Annotated in this window: 13 protein-coding genes; 10 read left to right on the top strand and 3 right to left on the bottom strand. The window is 61.6% G+C overall.

Annotated elements, in window-relative coordinates; genetic code table 11:
• Nucleotides 1–462: 462 nt before the first annotated feature.
• The 3 genes from FSO04_RS15090 to FSO04_RS15080 all read left to right on the top strand — a co-directional run bounded on the left by FSO04_RS15090 (nt 463) and on the right by FSO04_RS15080 (nt 5,877).
• On the top strand, nt 463–921 hold the full coding sequence (locus tag FSO04_RS15090; RefSeq protein ID WP_171927094.1) for a response regulator: 459 nt from the start codon (nt 463–465) through the stop codon (nt 919–921).
• Nucleotides 922–1,203: 282 nt separating this feature from the next.
• Nucleotides 1,204–3,420: a glycogen debranching protein GlgX gene (glgX, locus tag FSO04_RS15085; RefSeq protein ID WP_154560447.1), complete on the top strand. Its 2,217-nt coding sequence runs from the start codon at nt 1,204–1,206 to the stop codon at nt 3,418–3,420.
• 303 nt (nt 3,421–3,723) lie between these two features.
• Entirely contained in the window at nt 3,724–5,877 is a 2,154-nt protein-coding gene (locus FSO04_RS15080) for a hybrid sensor histidine kinase/response regulator (protein ID WP_174825287.1), read from the top strand.
• Nucleotides 5,878–5,922: 45 nt separating this feature from the next.
• On the opposite strand, the gene FSO04_RS15075 is transcribed toward FSO04_RS15080, so the two are convergent.
• Together FSO04_RS15075 and FSO04_RS15070 are read right to left on the bottom strand one after the other, a co-directional pair.
• Nucleotides 5,923–6,942: a class I fructose-bisphosphate aldolase gene (locus FSO04_RS15075; protein WP_154560446.1), complete on the bottom strand. Its 1,020-nt coding sequence runs from the start codon at nt 6,940–6,942 to the stop codon at nt 5,923–5,925.
• A 41-nt stretch (nt 6,943–6,983) separates the two neighbouring features.
• Nucleotides 6,984–7,304 carry a thioredoxin family protein gene (locus FSO04_RS15070; protein WP_054035427.1) on the bottom strand — a complete coding sequence of 107 codons (321 nt, stop codon included), beginning with the start codon at nt 7,302–7,304 and terminating at the stop codon, nt 6,984–6,986.
• Nucleotides 7,305–7,660: 356 nt separating this feature from the next.
• Between FSO04_RS15070 and FSO04_RS15065 the strand changes: the two genes are divergently transcribed.
• The 4 genes from FSO04_RS15065 to FSO04_RS15050 all read left to right on the top strand — a co-directional run bounded on the left by FSO04_RS15065 (nt 7,661) and on the right by FSO04_RS15050 (nt 11,633).
• Complete coding sequence (locus tag FSO04_RS15065; RefSeq protein ID WP_154560445.1) at nt 7,661–8,023, top strand: DUF2628 domain-containing protein; 363 nt, start codon at nt 7,661–7,663, stop codon at nt 8,021–8,023.
• Nucleotides 8,024–8,151: 128 nt separating this feature from the next.
• A complete protein-coding gene (locus tag FSO04_RS15060; protein ID WP_168435691.1) occupies nt 8,152–9,474 on the top strand; it encodes a sugar efflux transporter in 1,323 nt (440 codons plus the stop codon).
• A 341-nt stretch (nt 9,475–9,815) separates the two neighbouring features.
• Nucleotides 9,816–10,913 (top strand): phosphogluconate dehydrogenase (NAD(+)-dependent, decarboxylating), encoded by a 1,098-nt coding sequence (gene gnd / locus FSO04_RS15055; protein ID WP_154560443.1) that lies wholly within the window; start codon nt 9,816–9,818, stop codon nt 10,911–10,913.
• 15 nt (nt 10,914–10,928) lie between these two features.
• Nucleotides 10,929–11,633 (top strand): HAD family hydrolase, encoded by a 705-nt coding sequence (locus FSO04_RS15050; protein WP_154560442.1) that lies wholly within the window; start codon nt 10,929–10,931, stop codon nt 11,631–11,633.
• Nucleotides 11,634–11,667: 34 nt separating this feature from the next.
• Here FSO04_RS15050 and FSO04_RS48290 read toward each other — a convergent pair whose 3' ends face one another.
• Nucleotides 11,668–11,793 (bottom strand): hypothetical protein, encoded by a 126-nt coding sequence (locus FSO04_RS48290; RefSeq protein ID WP_257021129.1) that lies wholly within the window; start codon nt 11,791–11,793, stop codon nt 11,668–11,670.
• 322 nt (nt 11,794–12,115) lie between these two features.
• Between FSO04_RS48290 and FSO04_RS48285 the strand changes: the two genes are divergently transcribed.
• From FSO04_RS48285 to FSO04_RS15040, 3 genes are all read left to right on the top strand, one after another.
• Nucleotides 12,116–12,238 (top strand): hypothetical protein, encoded by a 123-nt coding sequence (locus FSO04_RS48285; protein ID WP_266239280.1) that lies wholly within the window; start codon nt 12,116–12,118, stop codon nt 12,236–12,238.
• A 31-nt stretch (nt 12,239–12,269) separates the two neighbouring features.
• A complete protein-coding gene (locus FSO04_RS15045; protein ID WP_101563197.1) occupies nt 12,270–12,476 on the top strand; it encodes a hypothetical protein in 207 nt (68 codons plus the stop codon).
• Nucleotides 12,477–12,849: 373 nt separating this feature from the next.
• Nucleotides 12,850–15,243 carry a phosphoketolase family protein gene (locus FSO04_RS15040; RefSeq protein ID WP_154560441.1) on the top strand — a complete coding sequence of 798 codons (2,394 nt, stop codon included), beginning with the start codon at nt 12,850–12,852 and terminating at the stop codon, nt 15,241–15,243.
• Nucleotides 15,244–15,247 lie beyond the last annotated feature (4 nt).

Genomic DNA, 15,247 nt, shown 5'->3' with positions numbered 1-15,247 from the left:
TAACCCGCAAGCAGGAATCCTCAATGCGACGCCGTTTTTCGACAAAATTTCGCGTTTTCCTTCAACTGAAGTTTGCGTGTTTTCCCCAACTCGCAGTGACTATATTCGCTCGTATACAACGGGCCGATGATGCAAAGGTGAATATAAAGCCATGCGCAATGCACGCAGCAAGGGCGGCATGCACGGCGGAAGTGCGTTTCATCCGTATTTCAACGCAATATTCCGTGCTTGCGCACGATGTGTCCGGAGGCGTCAAGACAGCATAAATCAGGAAGCGGTAGTCGGCCCAGTACGGTATGGTGATGAGGTAGCGCGTGTGCAGCGGCGGATCGAGCGTGGTGTGGCGAAAACCGAAGCGTATGCCTGGCGAGCGATAAGCGCTTGCCGCGCGGTGGGAGCGAATCTTGCACGCATGTTCCTCGATGCCCAAACGTGGCACCAGAAAGAAGCCGGGAGACCAGGGTGACGTTCGACGACAGAATGGACGAGAGCGATGACGTCGTGGTTTGGCGGACTATTCAGTATGCGATGGCATCAAACCGTCGCGTGCTCGTGGTCGACGATTACCGCGAGGCGGCCGAAGCTTTGCAGATGCTGCTGAGCGCCGACGGCTTCGAGTGCCGCGCGCTGTGCGATCCGCTCGCCGTGTGCGGCATGGCCTGTGAATGGCAGCCGTTCGCCGTTCTGCTCGACATCAAGATGCCCGGCCTCGATGGTCTCGAGCTGGCTCGCCGCCTGCGGGCCAACCCGTTGACTTCGGACATGCTGCTGGTGGCCTGTACGGCTTTTGCTTCGCGCGAAGACAAGGTGCGCGCCAAGGCCGCTGGTTTCGATGCGCATTGTGCCAAACCCCTGACACCGGAGCGCCTCTTGCGCGTGCTCGAGTCTGCCGCCGCGTTGCATACTGTGGGACCACAGTAAAGACGGCGTATTTATGCCCGATGCGTTAATTCCTCTGCGAAGTTCTCACCGGTCAGCCGGTTCAGCGGACACTCTTTAGCCCGCGTCATTCCTGTCTCCATTCATGCACGGCGAATGCATCGTATGCAGTGCTTGCACTGCGACGTCCGTGCGTTTTTCCGTAGTTGCCTGAAGGACGCCTTGTGCTGCGTGCGCAACACTCAGGTCCATAATTTGCTGGAGCAGCAAGCTTGCGCGCTTAAAACACGTGCGCAAGCGCCTTCAGCTTCCACAGGAATCCCTATGTCATCCCAGGCCAGCTATTCGACGCGCATCGCGGAAGGCACACCTTTCCCGCTTGGTGCGACGTGGAACGGAAGCGGCGTGAACTTCGCGCTGTTCTCAGCGCATGCAACCGGAGTCGAACTCTGTCTGTTCGATGAAACCGGCAAGACAGAAATCGAACGCATCGAGCTTCCGGAGTACACCGACGAGGTCTGGCACGTGTTCGTGCCGAATCTGAAACCGGGTGCGGTGTATGGCTATCGGGTCCACGGACCCTATGAACCGGAAAAAGGACATCGCTTCAATCCGAACAAACTCCTGCTCGACCCCTACGCCAAAGCGCATATCGGCGAGCTCAAATGGGCGCCGGAAATTTTCGGCTATACGCTTGATTCGGAAGAGGGCGACCTGTCATTCGACGAGCGCGACAGCGCGCCCTTCGTGCCGAAGTGCAAGGTGGTCGACGCCAACTTTTCGTGGAGTCATCCGGAACGCAATGCGCTGCCCTCGGAGCGCGTGATCTTCTATGAAACGCACGTGCGCGGATTTACCAAACGTCATCCCGAAGTACCGGAGAATTTGCGTGGCACCTTTGCGGGACTCGGCCAGCAAGTGGTGCTCGATTACATCAGGAGCCTCGGTGTCACGTCGGTCGAATTGATGCCGATTCAGACCTTCGTCAACGACAGCCATCTGCTCGACAAAGGCCTCACCAATTACTGGGGCTACAACACGATCGGCTTCTTCGCGGCCGACCCGCGCTTCTTCGCGTCGTCGATCGACTCGGTCGGCGAATTCAAGGAGATGGTCGACCGTTTTCATAATGCCAACCTCGAAGTCATTCTCGACGTGGTCTACAACCACACCGCGGAAGGCAACGAGCGTGGTCCGACGATCTCCTTCAAAGGCATCGACAACGCGTCTTACTATCGATTGATGCCGGACGAGCCGCGCTATTACATCAACGATACCGGTACCGGCAACACGCTCAATCTGTCCCATCCACGCGTGCTGCAGATGGTCACCGACAGCTTGCGCTACTGGGTGACGGAGATGAAGATCGACGGTTTCCGTTTCGACCTCGCCACGATTCTCGGCCGTGAAACGCACGGGTTCGACGAAGGCGGCGGCTTCCTCGACAGTTGCCGGCAGGACCCGGTGCTCTCCGCCGTGCGACTGGTTGCTGAGCCGTGGGACTGCGGCCCCGGTGGCTATCAGGTGGGCGGCTTTCCACCCGGCTGGGCCGAATGGAACGATCGCTTTCGCGATACGGTGCGCGGCTACTGGAAGGGCGACGAAGGCGAGGTCCCCGATCTTGCCAAACGCCTGACCGGTTCGGGCGACAAGTTCAACCATCGTGGGCGCCGTCCGTGGGCCAGCGTAAACTTCGTCGCCGCGCACGACGGTTTCACGCTCAACGATCTGGTCTCGTACAACGACAAGCACAACGAGGCCAACGGCGAAGACAACAAGGACGGCCACTCCGACAACAAGTCATGGAACATGGGCATCGAAGGCCCGACGGACGATGCGGAGATCCGGCAGCAACGCGAGCGTCAAAAACGCAATCTGCTGGCCACGTTGCTGCTCTCGCAAGGTACGCCGATGATCCTCGCGGGCGACGAATTCGGCCGCACGCAGAAGGGCAATAACAACGCGTATTGCCAGGACAATGAGATCAGTTGGGTCGATTGGGAAGGCATCGACGACGACGGCCGTGCACTGACCGAGTTCGTCAAGAATCTGACCACGCTGCGCCATCGTCTACCGGTACTGCGTCGCGGGCGCTTTCTCACCGGCGAATACAACGAGGCGCTCGACGTGACCGACGCGCGTTGGCTTTCTCCTGACGGCACCGATCTTTCGCAGGAACAGTGGGACGATCCGTCGATGCGCTGCTTCGGCCTCGTGATCGACGGACGCGCTCAGGCGAGCGGCATTCGACGTCCCGCGTCCGACGCGACCTTGCTGCTGGTGCTGAACGCGCATCACGACGTGGTCAATTTCACGCTGCCCGAGATTCCCGAGGGCGATCAGTGGACCTGTCTGCTGGATACGAATATGCCGGTGCGCGCAGAGTTGCCGCAATTCAGCGCCGGCGACGCCTATCAGGTGACGGGCCGTTCACTGCTGCTGTTCGCACTCGACGCGCCAAGCCGCGCGACGCAACGCGTGTTTGATCGCCTGGAAGAACAACTCACCACTGACGAGAACGAACGCCCGGCGGGAACGTGACGAGTGCGGTTCACATGACCCGTTACGTCTGACTAAATGGGACCTACCCGGAACCAACTCGCCTGAGTGTTCTTCACCGCGCTGCAACACGCGGTGAACGGCCTATCAGTGGACGCCCTACGTGCGCAATGCGTGTGCCCGACTAACGGCCGCCACACGTGCGTCGTTTCCGTCACGAGCCACGCTATGGAGAACGGCGGAAGTGCGGTAAATTCCGGGGAGCGGAAAAAGCGCACGGACAACGCGGGGCGCGTCGTGCACGACCACCCCGACCCGTACTCATCTTTCATGGAGATCGTGACCGTGCAACGTGCCGAACGTGTTGCAGTCGATTTCCCCATGCCGTCGCGTAATTTCGCGGTGACGCGGCGCGTGCTTCTGATCGTGCTCGCGGTTTCGATTGTGTTTCCTTTGGCCTGCCTCGCGGGTTACGGGTATTTCGATTACCAGCGCCGGATTGCCGATTCGAACGACATGATCGACCGGCTCGCGCGCGTCACCGAGGAAGAGGCCGTCAAGGTGCTGGACCTCGACCAGCAGATGGCCTCGCGTATCGTCGACCTGCTCGGCAACGACAATGACGCGCAGATTCGCGCGCAGGAAGCCGGCTTGCACGACCGTCTGCGGCAAATCGGCGGTGACTTTCCGCAGGTCGCATCGATTTACCTGCTCGGTGCGGATGGAAAACTGCTGGTGTCGAGTCGCGCTTATCCGGCGCCGGTCATGTCGAATAGTCAACGTGAAGACTTCACTGCCGCCAAGGCGATGCGGCCGCAACCCTATTTCTCACTACCCTTATTCGGGCCGCTGTCGCAAACCAATGTGTTCAACACTGCGACCGGCCGCTCGGGCGAGAATGGGCAATTCCTGGGCGTGGTGTCTGTGGCGTTGCGCACCGACTACTTTTCGCGCTTCTACCGTGAACTGACGAATGGCGATACGTCGCTCTCGCTAGGTCTGTACCGTCAGGACGGCAGCTTGCTGGTGCGTTATCCGGCGTGGCCGAGCGGCGCCAAGCCTACCCAGCAAAGCGCGTTCATCGCGGCATTGCGCGACAAACAGTTATTCGGCCATATCCGTCTGACGTCAACGGTCGATGGCGTTGAACGGCTGCTGGCGTTTCGCCGCGTCGGCGACTACCCGCTCTATGTGATGAGCGCGTATGAAGCGGGCTCGATCGACGCCGCGTGGCGCGAGCATTTCATGGCGATCGCGGCGATCACGGCCGTGCCTTGCGTGGCGATCTGGCTGCTGGTGTTTTTCTCATTGCGCCAGCTTGCCGGCGAGCGCCGCGCGTGGGAGCGCTGGCAAGGCGAAGTGGCGATGCGTCTTTCTGCCGAGGCGTCGAGCCGGCAATTGCAGCGCATGGGTGCGCTCAGCAATCTCGTCGCCAATGTCGCGCACGATTTCAACAATCTGCTGATGGTCGTATCGGCCAACACCGAACTCGCGCGCTTGAAGCGCTATAACAACCTGGAAAAAGAGGTGCAGGCCGTCGAGCGCGCCACCGCCACGGCGGGATCGCTGACGCGGCGGCTCCTGAGCGTGGCGAAAAAACAGCCGCTCAAGCAGGAACCGGTCAACCTCGCCACATGGTTGCCGAGCGCCGCGCCACTCATCGACGCGGCGCTCGGCGACAACATCGAAATGGCCTTGAACATGGTCGACAACGTCTGGCAGGTGCTGGCCGACCCGACCGACCTCGAATTCGCGATCATGAATCTGGCGGTCAACGCGCGCGATGCGATGCCGCGCGGTGGCCGCTTCGTGATCCGTTGCCAGAACAACCGTCTGGTGGGCAGCGACACCTTGCTGCCCGACGGCGAATACGTGCTGATTGCCTGTTCCGACGACGGCGAAGGGATGCCCGAAGGCGTCGCCCGTCGCGCGTTCGAGCCGCTGTTCACCACCAAGCTGCGCGGCTCGGGCTCCGGCCTCGGCCTCGCCCAGGTCCTTGCCATGTGTGAACAGGCCGGCGGCACGGCCAAAATCGACAGCGTGCCGGGCAGTGGCACAACGGTCAGACTGTATTTGCCGCGCTATCGCGATCGGCAGAAGGCGGTAGTGCCCGATGTAGAAACTGCGCAACAGCCGGCACCGGCTCCAATGGGCGTCGTATTGCTGGTCGAAGACAACGAAGAGGTGGCGGCGGGCGTAGCCGCCGTGCTGGAAACCTTCGGCTGCGAAGTGCGGCATGAGCCGACCGCCGACCTGGCGCTCGACGCGCTGAGCGGTGGCGCGAAGTTCGAACTCGTGCTGTCCGACATTCAGATGCCTGGCAAGCTAAACGGCATCGACCTTGCGGAGAAAGTACGCAGCGCGTGGCCGGCGCAGAAGATCGCGCTGATGACCGGCTACGCCGACGAGCTCGAACGGGCGCGCCGGCTCGGCGTAGCGATACTCGCCAAACCCTTCAATATCGACGAGCTGCACGCGCTGGTTGTTTGCGAACCGTAAGGCCGCCTTGGCAAGCGCGGCACGCGTGGACGGCTCGCCGTGGGACTAGCTCTTTTCCTGCGAAGCGTCGTACTTGCCGAGCGCCGCCGCGCTGTTCAAGCGGGCGCGCTTGAGCAGTGCCTGCTGGGCTTCCTTGACGTTGCTCGCTTGTCCTTTCCATGCTTGCAGCGGCGGTTCCTGCAACGCGCGGCCATACGAGAAACTCAGATTCCACGGCAGCGGCCCGAGGCGATTCATTGCATCGAGATTGGCCGTTGCCTCTTCCGGCGTTTGCCCGCCGGACAGGAACACGATCCCTGGCACCGCCGACGGCACCGTGCGCTTCAGTATCCGCACCGTGTGCGCCGCGATGTCCGAGGTCGACGATTGCTGAGCGTGCTCAGAGCCCGCCAGCACCATGCTCGGCTTCAGCAGAATGTGTTCGAGCACCACGCGATGCCGGTGCAGTGCGTTAAAGACTTCGTGCAACACGGCCTCGGTCACTTCCGCGCTGCGTCCGATGGTGTGATCGCCGTCCATCAGTACCTCCGGTTCGACGATCGGCACGATGCCCGCTTCCTGCGAGATCGCCGCGTAGCGCGCAAGGGAGTCGGCATTCGCTTCGATGGCGAGGCGGCTCGGCAAGCTAGCCGTGATGTTGTAGACCGCGCGCCATTTCGCAAAGCGCGCGCCTTGGCGCTTGTAATCGACGAAACGCCTGGCCAGGCCGTCAAGGCCTTCGGTGATTTCGTCACCCGGGGCGAGTGCGAGCGGAATCTTGCCGAGGTCCACCTTGATGCCGGGCACGATGCCGTTCCTCGCGGAGAGTTGCGGAAAAGGCGTACCGTCGTCCGCTTTCTGCCCGAGTGTTTCTTCGTAAAGGATCACGCCGCTCACGAATTCGCCGAGCCCCGGCGTGGTCAGCAGCAGATTGCGATAGGCGCGGCGGTTTTCCTCGCTGGATTCGAGACCGATCGTCTTGAAGCGTTTGGCAATGGTCGGGCCGCTTTCGTCGGCGGCGAGAAGACCTTTGCCGGGTTGGGCCATCGCATCGACGGTGGCTTGCAGCTCGCTACGGGTGTCCATGAAGTGTGCTCCCAGTAATCCGGTTAGCGGATGAAGTCTTGTCAGACCGACGCGAAAGCCTCGGCTATCTCGGTGGCGTTAGCCGGGCGCACAATGCGTGCGACTTCGGCGCCGTCGCGCATGAAGATCAGCGTGGGCCAGAGTTTCACCTTGAAGGACCGGCCCAGCGGGCGGCCGGGGCCGTCTTCGATTTTCAGATGTCTGATGCCGGCATGCGGCTCGAAAGCTTTTGCGATCGATGCCTGTGCGCCCTGGCAGTAGCCGCACCAGTCCGTGCCGAATTCTATGACCGTGACGCCAGGGAAGGCGTCGACTTCGGCTCGTGCGGGCGCTTTGGGGGAATAGGCTGTTCGGGTTGCCATGAGTGCTCCGGTGCTTTTTTACCTGTGCCGGCAGGGCTTTCCACTGTCGCGGAGTCTCGCTGCCCGTCGATTTTTGTAAGAGTAGCAGCTATGGTCAGGATCGTCAGCGCGGGTGGCAGTTGCCTGTGCGCAGGCAAACCCACAATGCCAGCCGAAGCACAAAACCTGCTACCTCGCGCATTGCGTTACCGCCAGCGCCAAAGCATCCTGGCCTGCAGGGTTCTGGAAAAAGTCCTCAACGCCAACGTGTTGTTCCTCAGCCAGTGCCTGTATTCACACAAACGCATATTCTTGTCAACGTGACATGTTAAACGTCATGATTCGCCCTCGAGGCACCATCGCGTTCAGGAAAGGACATGGCAGAAAAGATCTACCTTCGGCACCCCGGCAAGGATGAAACGGTCGCGGTCGCCACCGGTTTCAGTTGGGGCGCGTTGCTATTGGGCTTCGTCTGGGCCATGTCGAAGAGAATGTGGTTTGCCACTTTCATCATGCTGGCGGTCAACACGTTGCTGTTTTTCTCGGGCTTGTGGGGTGAAACGATCGGCACGATCGGGCTGGTACTGTCGGTGCTGTTCGGCGTTGCGTGCGGCGTTTATGGCAACCAGTGGCACCGTTGGACGCTCGAGCAGCGCGGATACGTCGTCGTGCGTCCGGCGGGCGCGGATAGTGCTGAGGCTCAAGCCACTCACGCACGTCCCCCTGAGCAGATCCCCTGAATTGGGATGCGAGGGCGCAGGTTTACGCGTCGGCAAGCCAGGCCGATAATGCCCCGTTCGTTCCGGCCACGAAGTCTGCGCCGCGCATCGCGCGTCGCAGACTCGCTTTCCCTGACCCACCGCCACCCGTGTTGAAAACCTCCCGTTTTTTCGACCTGCTGCACATCCCTGGCTTCAAGCCGCTGGCCGCCGCCACCCTCATGCTTGGTGTGGCGATGTCGTTCACCGCTCCGTATCTGTCGCTGTTCGGCGTAGAGCGCGCCGGCATGACGCCGCTCAGGCTCGGCATCTTCATGACGCTGATCGCTGCCAGCGGGGTGCTCGCCAGCACCTTCGCCGGCCGCTGGAGCGACGCGAGCGGACGGCATCGGCCGTTGCTGCTGGCGGCACTGGTGGCCGCCGCTCTCGGTTATCTCTGTCTATGCGTAGTGCGTGACTACCGGCTGCTGCTGGCGGTCGGCATTGTGTTCATCGGTGCGGGCGGCTCGGCCATCTCGATGGTGTTCTCGTTTAGCCGCGCGGCACTGCCGGTGCCGGACCCCGCGGAGCGCGCATTCGCCAGCGCCACCTTGCGGACCATCCTCTCGGCGGCGTGGGTGTTCGGGCCGTCGGTAGGCGCACTGGTGCTCGCCGGCGCCGGTTTCTATGGGCTCTTCCTGTTCGCCGCGGCCAGTTTCGCGGCCTGCGCGACCATCGTCTGGCGCATGCGGGAGCCGCAAGGCCATCTGGGCGATCACACGGTGGAAGACACGGCCTCGGAGCCGTCGGCCTCGATCACCGTGCCGCCGCTGACCGCACCCGGCGAAGAGGCGCACGAGGACTTGCCGGGCGTCGCCTCGCAGAACGACATCCGCCGTGCCGTGGCCGCGCTCACCTTGCTGGGTCTCGCCGCGAACGCCACCATGATCGTGCTGCCGCTCTACATCGTGCACGGCCTGAACGGCACGCATCTCGACGTGTCGGTGATGCTCGGGCTCGGCGCCTTGACGGAAATTCCGATGATGCTCGCGCTCGGCGCGAAGTCGTCGACGCTGCACAAGCCGAACTGGCTGGCCGCCTGCGCAGCGGTTCACGCGCTGTATTTCGTCGCGATGTCGATGGCGGGGACTGTCCATGTGCTGATTCCGATGCAGATACTCAATGCGTTCGTGGTCGCGGTGACTTCGTGCCTCGGCATGGTCTACGTGCAGGATCTGATGCCGCATGCACCGGGCCGCGCAACGGCGTTGTTCTTCAACGCTGCGCGGGTCGGCTCGATTCTCTCCGGCGTGTTGTCGGGTTTGCTGGTCCAGGCTTTCAGCTATCGCGGCACCTTCCTGTTCTGCGGATTGCTGGCGCTTTGTGCGCTGGTGCTGTTTGCCGTGCCGGGCTATCGTTATCCGCTCATGTGGCGTGCGGTGCGGCGTTTCGCGCTCCAGCAATACGAGAAGGTCCAGGCGCGCCGGCAATAGGGCGCGCAGTTCACACGTGGCGCGCCCCTCGTGCGCCCAAACCGATCCCATTGCCCACATGCGGTGTCGCCGGCGAAAGCGTCCCGCTCTATCGCGTGCCAGAAGTGTAAGAAGGCAGTTAGCTAAATCGAAGCCTACGTCCTGACTGCAGCGCATACCGAAGCACGTCCGGAACTTCTGACTGCGCAAAACCTCAGCAAAGAAGCGTATCGTCGTTCGATGCAGACGGGGATGCCCGATTCACTGCATGGACGGTGCGAGGCGGCTACCGTGTGTCCGTCGGATCACACGAAACGCAACTACAGTTAGGAGAGCCACTTGCCGCCTGCGAAGCGCGCGGCATGGCCGCAGCACACCGAGCCAGATCGAGCAGCGCAACGAGACACTTTCCGGAGCGAGATATGCAACTAGGCATGATTGGATTGGGACGCATGGGCGCGGACATGGTGCGGCGCCTGACGAAGGGCGGTCAGCAATGCATCGCTTACGACGTCCAACCGGCGGCGGTGGAAAAACTGAAACAGGACGGCGTCGCGGGTGCCGCATCGCTGGAAGACCTGGTCGCGCAACTGCAAAAACCGCGCGCAGTGTGGCTGATGGTGCCCGCGGCGGTGGTCGACAGGACGCTCGAGAACCTCGTGCCCTTGCTGGAGCCCGGCGACATTGTGATCGACGGCGGCAACTCCTATTACCACGACGACATACGCCGTAGCGCCGAACTCGCACAGCGCGGGCTTCACTATGTGGACGTCGGCACGAGCGGCGGCGTCGCGGGACGTGAGCGCGGCTACTGTCTGATGATCGGCGGCGAGACTGAAGTCGTGAAACGGCTCGAACCGATTTTCTCGACGCTTGCTCCGGGTGCGGGCGCAGCGCCTGCCACGCCGGGGCGCGCAGCCGGCAGCAGCACGGCCGATCAGGGCTTCCTGCATTGCGGTCCGCAGGGCGCCGGGCACTTCGTGAAGATGGTCCACAACGGCATCGAATACGGCATGATGGCCGCGTATGCCGAAGGCCTGAACATTCTGCGTCACGCCGATGCCGGCAAACACGCGCGCGAAGCCGATGCAGAAACATCGCCGCTGCGCCGTCCCGAGCTTTACCAATACGAACTGAATCTCGCCGAGGTCACCGAGGTATGGCGGCGCGGCAGCGTGATCGGTTCGTGGCTGCTGGACCTGATAGCAGGATCGCTTGTCAGCGACGCCGATCTGCAAAGCTACGCAGGGCGCGTATCGGATTCGGGCGAAGGGCGCTGGACGGTGGCGGCAGCGATCGACGAAGGCGTGCCGACGCCGGTGCTGAGCGCGGCGCTATTCGCGCGTTTCAGTTCGCGGGGCGACGCGGATTTTGCGAACCGGGTGTTGTCGGCCATGCGGCACGACTTCGGCGGTCACGTCGAGAAAGCGGCCACGCCGGCCGATGGACACAAGAGCTAATTCCGGGGAGCCGCAATGCAAGCCTCTAATGCCACGCCTCACGACGTCGTCTTTCTATTCGATTGCGATAACACGTTGCTGGACAACGATCATGTGCTGGCGGATTTACGCGCGCAGATGAAACGGGAGTTCGGCGAGCAGAACTGTGCGCGGTACTGGGAAATTTTCGAAGGTCTGCGGGCGGAGCTTGGCTACGCCGATTACCTCGGCGCGTTGCAACGGTATCGGCTGGAGAACCCTCGGGACACACGCCTGTTGTTGATGTCGGCGTTTCTGATCGATTATCCGTTTGCGAACCGGCTGTATCCGGGGGCATTGGATGCGATCAAACATGTGTCGCAGTGGGGGCCTGCGGTGATTTTGTCCGACGGCGATGTGGTGTTCCAGCCGCGCAAGATTTCCCGTTCGGGCCTATGGGAAGAGGTGGGGGGACGGGTTTTGATCTACATCCATAAGGAACAGATGCTCGATCAGGTGATGGAGTGCTATCCAGCCCGGCACTATGTGATGGTGGACGACAAATTGCGGATTCTGACCGCCATGAAGAAGGCCTGGGGAGAGACGCTGACTACGGTTTTCCCTCGCCAAGGGCACTACGCATTCGATCCCAAGGAGATTTCCAGCAATCCGCCCGCGGATGTGACCATCGAGAGGATTGGGGAGCTGGCTGATATCGACGTCGATATGCTTCTGAGCGGCGGGACGGTAGGGGGCGCCTAGATTTTCTGCCTTTCAGCGCCCACCGGGTGGCTTGCTAGCCAAGGCCCAGCAATTTGACCAGCAAGCCGAACACGCCCACCAGCACGGCGACACCGGCGCACAACAGCACAAGCGAGAGAAGGAGAATCAGGGGCCCTTTGAGGCGGCTGGGTGTCGACATGGTGGCCGTTCAGATAGAGGGCGAGCAGCAGAGGATGCGCCAGATGCGGCCCGCCGTCGCGCATTTAGCATGAAGAGCTTAATCGCATTCACTTAATGCTCACTTAAAGTCTGGCGCAAGACCGGCAACCTCTGCCGCGCCAACGGCCCGCCAGCCGGACAGTCCAACAGCGTACAGACACGGCGGCCAATTGAGCGCATGATCCTTGCTTGGCGCGCGTCGTAACCCGATTTGCTGAAAATCGACCGCGCGCTCAACCGGATGCCCACTTTCACGTCGCAGGCGATCAAACGCAGTGCGGCCGGCGGGCCAAGGAAAAATCATGACATCCGCAATCTGGGGCATCGTAGCAGGCATGGCGCTGATGTTCGGCGCTTCGATGTACCTGCGTCAGCTTCGTCTCCTGCACCGCCCGGACCACCGTTGGACTGGCAAGAAACGTTGATTCGTCACACATCCTCGAAAAGGGAGGCACCATGTCACCAATACCTGCTCCGCGACGTTCGCCGTCGCCGTTGCGTCAGTCCGATTCGCCTGGCGCCGTGCGCGACCGGCGCGCCGAACTCGGCCGCGCCGACGAAGCGCGCGCCGAGCAACGCGAACGCGACGACACCCGCAACGATCCCAATGCCAGCAAATGGCGCTACCAGCCACCACAACGGAAAGAGAAAGAGCCGGTGTAAGGCCTTCAACTGAACACCCGCAAACGAACGAACAAACAATCGAACGGGCGTTAGCCAACGTTCGGGCCGGCAATCGGATCGGCCATTTCCCTATCGGCGCTTCCCGCGCCTACACGAAAGCGACGCACACGCGTCGCAAGATCAAACTTTGGACGATCGCGCCGAACCATGACGCGCATGTCCTGTCACACCCCTGACGATCGCCGGCCCGCCCCCAGGAACCTTGCACAACGGACCTTTTCCCTACGCTTGCGTTATGTCATGCGCATGACAGGACGGCCGCCATTGCCGGTTTTTCTTCACTGATCGCGTCGCGAACAATCGCTGCAGCACCCGCTAACCAGCCTGACAGTCCTTTTCAAGGAGTGGCACCATGGCCGAAGCAACCTCCCGTCCGTCCCCGCCGAAAACATTGGAGCCCGAAACGTTGCGCAAGATGGACCGCTACTGGCGTGCCTGCAACTACCTCTCGGCCGGCATGATCTACCTGCGCGACAACCCGCTATTGCGTGAACCGGTCAAACCCGAACACATCAAGAATCGCCTGCTGGGCCATTGGGGCTCGGACCCCGGGCAAAGCTTCCTGCTGGTGCATCTGAACCGGCTGATCAAAAAGCTCGATCTGAACGTGATCTATGTCGCCGGACCGGGCCATGGCGCGCCTGCCACGCTGGCTCATTGCTACCTGGAGGGCCACTACTCGGAAATCTATCCTGACCGCAGCGAGGACGAAGCCGGCATGCAGCGCTTCTTCCGCCAGTTCTCGTTTCCCGGCGGCATCGGCTCCCATTGCACTCCTGAAACGCCGGGTTCGATTCACGAAGGCGGCGAGCTCGGCTATAGCCTGTCGCACGGCTACGGGGCGGCCTTCGATAACCCCGACCTGATCGTCACGGTGATGATCGGTGACGGCGAGGCGGAAACCGGACCGCTGGCCACCTCATGGCACTCGAACAAATTCCTCAACCCGATTCGTGATGGCGCGGTGCTGCCGGTTCTGCATCTGAACGGCTACAAGATCGCCAATCCGACGATCCTCGCGCGGATTCCCCGTGAGGAACTCGAATCGTTGCTGACCGGCTATGGCCACAAGCCGTATTTCGTCGAAGGCGACGATCCGGACACCATGCATCAGCAGATGGCCGCGACGCTCGAACAATGCGTCGGTGAAATCCGCGCGATCCAGCAACATGCTCGTGAAGCCAATGATGCAACGCGGCCGCGCTGGCCGATGATCGTGCTGCGCTCGCCGAAGGGCTGGACCGGGCCGAAGGAAGTCGACGGCCATCAGGTGGAAGGCTCGTGGCGCGCGCACCAGGTGCCGGTGCTCGATCCGGTCACGAATAGCAAGAGCCTGAAGCTCGTCGAGAGCTGGCTGCGCAGTTATGAACCGGAATCGTTATTCGACAAAGCAGGGCGTCTGGTCGAGGAACTGCGCGAACTCGCGCCTGAAGGCACGCGCCGCATCAGCGCCAATCCGCATGCGAATGGCGGCCTGCTGTGCAAAACGCTCGACCTGCCGGCGTTTTGCGACTACGCGGTAGCGGTGAAAAAGCCTGGCGGCTCGTACACGTCGCCGACTGAGGTGCTCGGCACGTTTCTGCGCGACGTCATGCGCAACAACATGACGAATTTCCGCGTGTTCGGCCCGGACGAAACCGCGAGCAACAAGCTGACGGCCATCTACGAGGCCTCCGAGAAAACCTGGCTCGCCGAAACCATGGCAAGCGACGCAGACGGCGGTGAACTCTCGGTGGACGGCCGCGTGATGGAAATGCTGAGCGAGCACACGCTCGAAGGCTGGTTCGAAGGTTACGTGCTGACAGGACGTCATGGGCTTTTCGCTACCTATGAAGCGTTCGTCCACGTGATCGATTCGATGTTCAATCAGCACGCCAAGTGGCTGGAGAAAGCGAAGCGCGATCTCGGCTGGCGGCAGCCGGTGCCCTCGATCAACCTGCTGATCACGTCGCTGGTATGGCGCCAGGATCACAATGGCTTCACGCATCAGGACCCGGGGTTTCTCGATGTCGTGACTAACAAGAGCCCGGACGTGGTGCGTATTTATCTGCCGCCCGATGCGAACTGTTTGCTGAGCGTCGCCGATCATTGTTTGCGTTCGCGCGACTACGTCAACGTGATCGTCGCCGACAAGCAGCCGCATCTGCAGTATCTCGACATGGATTCGGCCGTCACGCATTGCACCAAGGGCATTGGCATCTGGGATTGGGCGTCGACGGATCAGGGCGTCGAGCCGGACGTGGTGATGGCTTGCGCGGGCGATATCGCGACAATGGAAGCGCTTGCCGCCGTGCAGATTCTGAAAGAGCGTTTTCCCGAGTTGAAGATCCGCTTTGTCAACGTGGTCGATCTGTTCCGCCTGATGCCTGAACATGCGCATCCGCACGGTCTGTCCGATCGCGATTTCGATTCGTTGTTTACCACCAGCACGCCGGTGATTTTCAACTTCCATTCGTATGCGTCGTTGGTGCATAAACTCACGTACAACCGCACCAATCACGGCAATCTGCACGTGCACGGCTACCACGAGAAAGGCAACATCAATACGCCGCTCGAACTGGCGATCATCAATCAGGTCGACCGTTTCTCGCTGGCTATCGACGTGATCGATCGCGTGCCGGCGCTGCGCGGTGTCGGCGACCACGCGAAAGAGTGGCTGCGTGGGCAGGTCATCGAACATCTTTCTTATGCGCATGCCGAGGGCATCGACAAGGAAGAGATCCGCAACTGGACGTGGAAGGGCTGAGCGG

The organism is Paraburkholderia madseniana (assembly GCF_009690905.1).
Lineage (GTDB): Bacteria > Pseudomonadota > Gammaproteobacteria > Burkholderiales > Burkholderiaceae > Paraburkholderia > Paraburkholderia madseniana.
The sequence above is the reverse complement of the archived record's forward strand: the minus strand, read 5'-3'. Positions and strand labels throughout refer to the sequence as shown.

Bases quoted from the DNA above. Each gene is read 5' to 3' on its own strand.
- glgX (WP_154560447.1), top strand. From the start codon at position 1,204: ATGTCATCCCAGGCCAGCTATTCGACGCGCATCGCGGAAGGCACACCT.
- FSO04_RS15075 (WP_154560446.1), bottom strand. From the start codon at position 6,942: ATGGACACCCGTAGCGAGCTGCAAGCCACCGTCGATGCGATGGCCCAA.
- FSO04_RS15070 (WP_054035427.1), bottom strand. From the start codon at position 7,304: ATGGCAACCCGAACAGCCTATTCCCCCAAAGCGCCCGCACGAGCCGAA.
- FSO04_RS15065 (WP_154560445.1), top strand. From the start codon at position 7,661: ATGGCAGAAAAGATCTACCTTCGGCACCCCGGCAAGGATGAAACGGTC.
- gnd (WP_154560443.1), top strand. From the start codon at position 9,816: ATGGCCGCAGCACACCGAGCCAGATCGAGCAGCGCAACGAGACACTTT.
- FSO04_RS15050 (WP_154560442.1), top strand. From the start codon at position 10,929: ATGCAAGCCTCTAATGCCACGCCTCACGACGTCGTCTTTCTATTCGAT.
- FSO04_RS48290 (WP_257021129.1), bottom strand. From the start codon at position 11,793: ATGTCGACACCCAGCCGCCTCAAAGGGCCCCTGATTCTCCTTCTCTCG.
- FSO04_RS48285 (WP_266239280.1), top strand. From the start codon at position 12,116: ATGACATCCGCAATCTGGGGCATCGTAGCAGGCATGGCGCTGATGTTC.
- FSO04_RS15045 (WP_101563197.1), top strand. From the start codon at position 12,270: ATGTCACCAATACCTGCTCCGCGACGTTCGCCGTCGCCGTTGCGTCAG.
- FSO04_RS15040 (WP_154560441.1), top strand. From the start codon at position 12,850: ATGGCCGAAGCAACCTCCCGTCCGTCCCCGCCGAAAACATTGGAGCCC.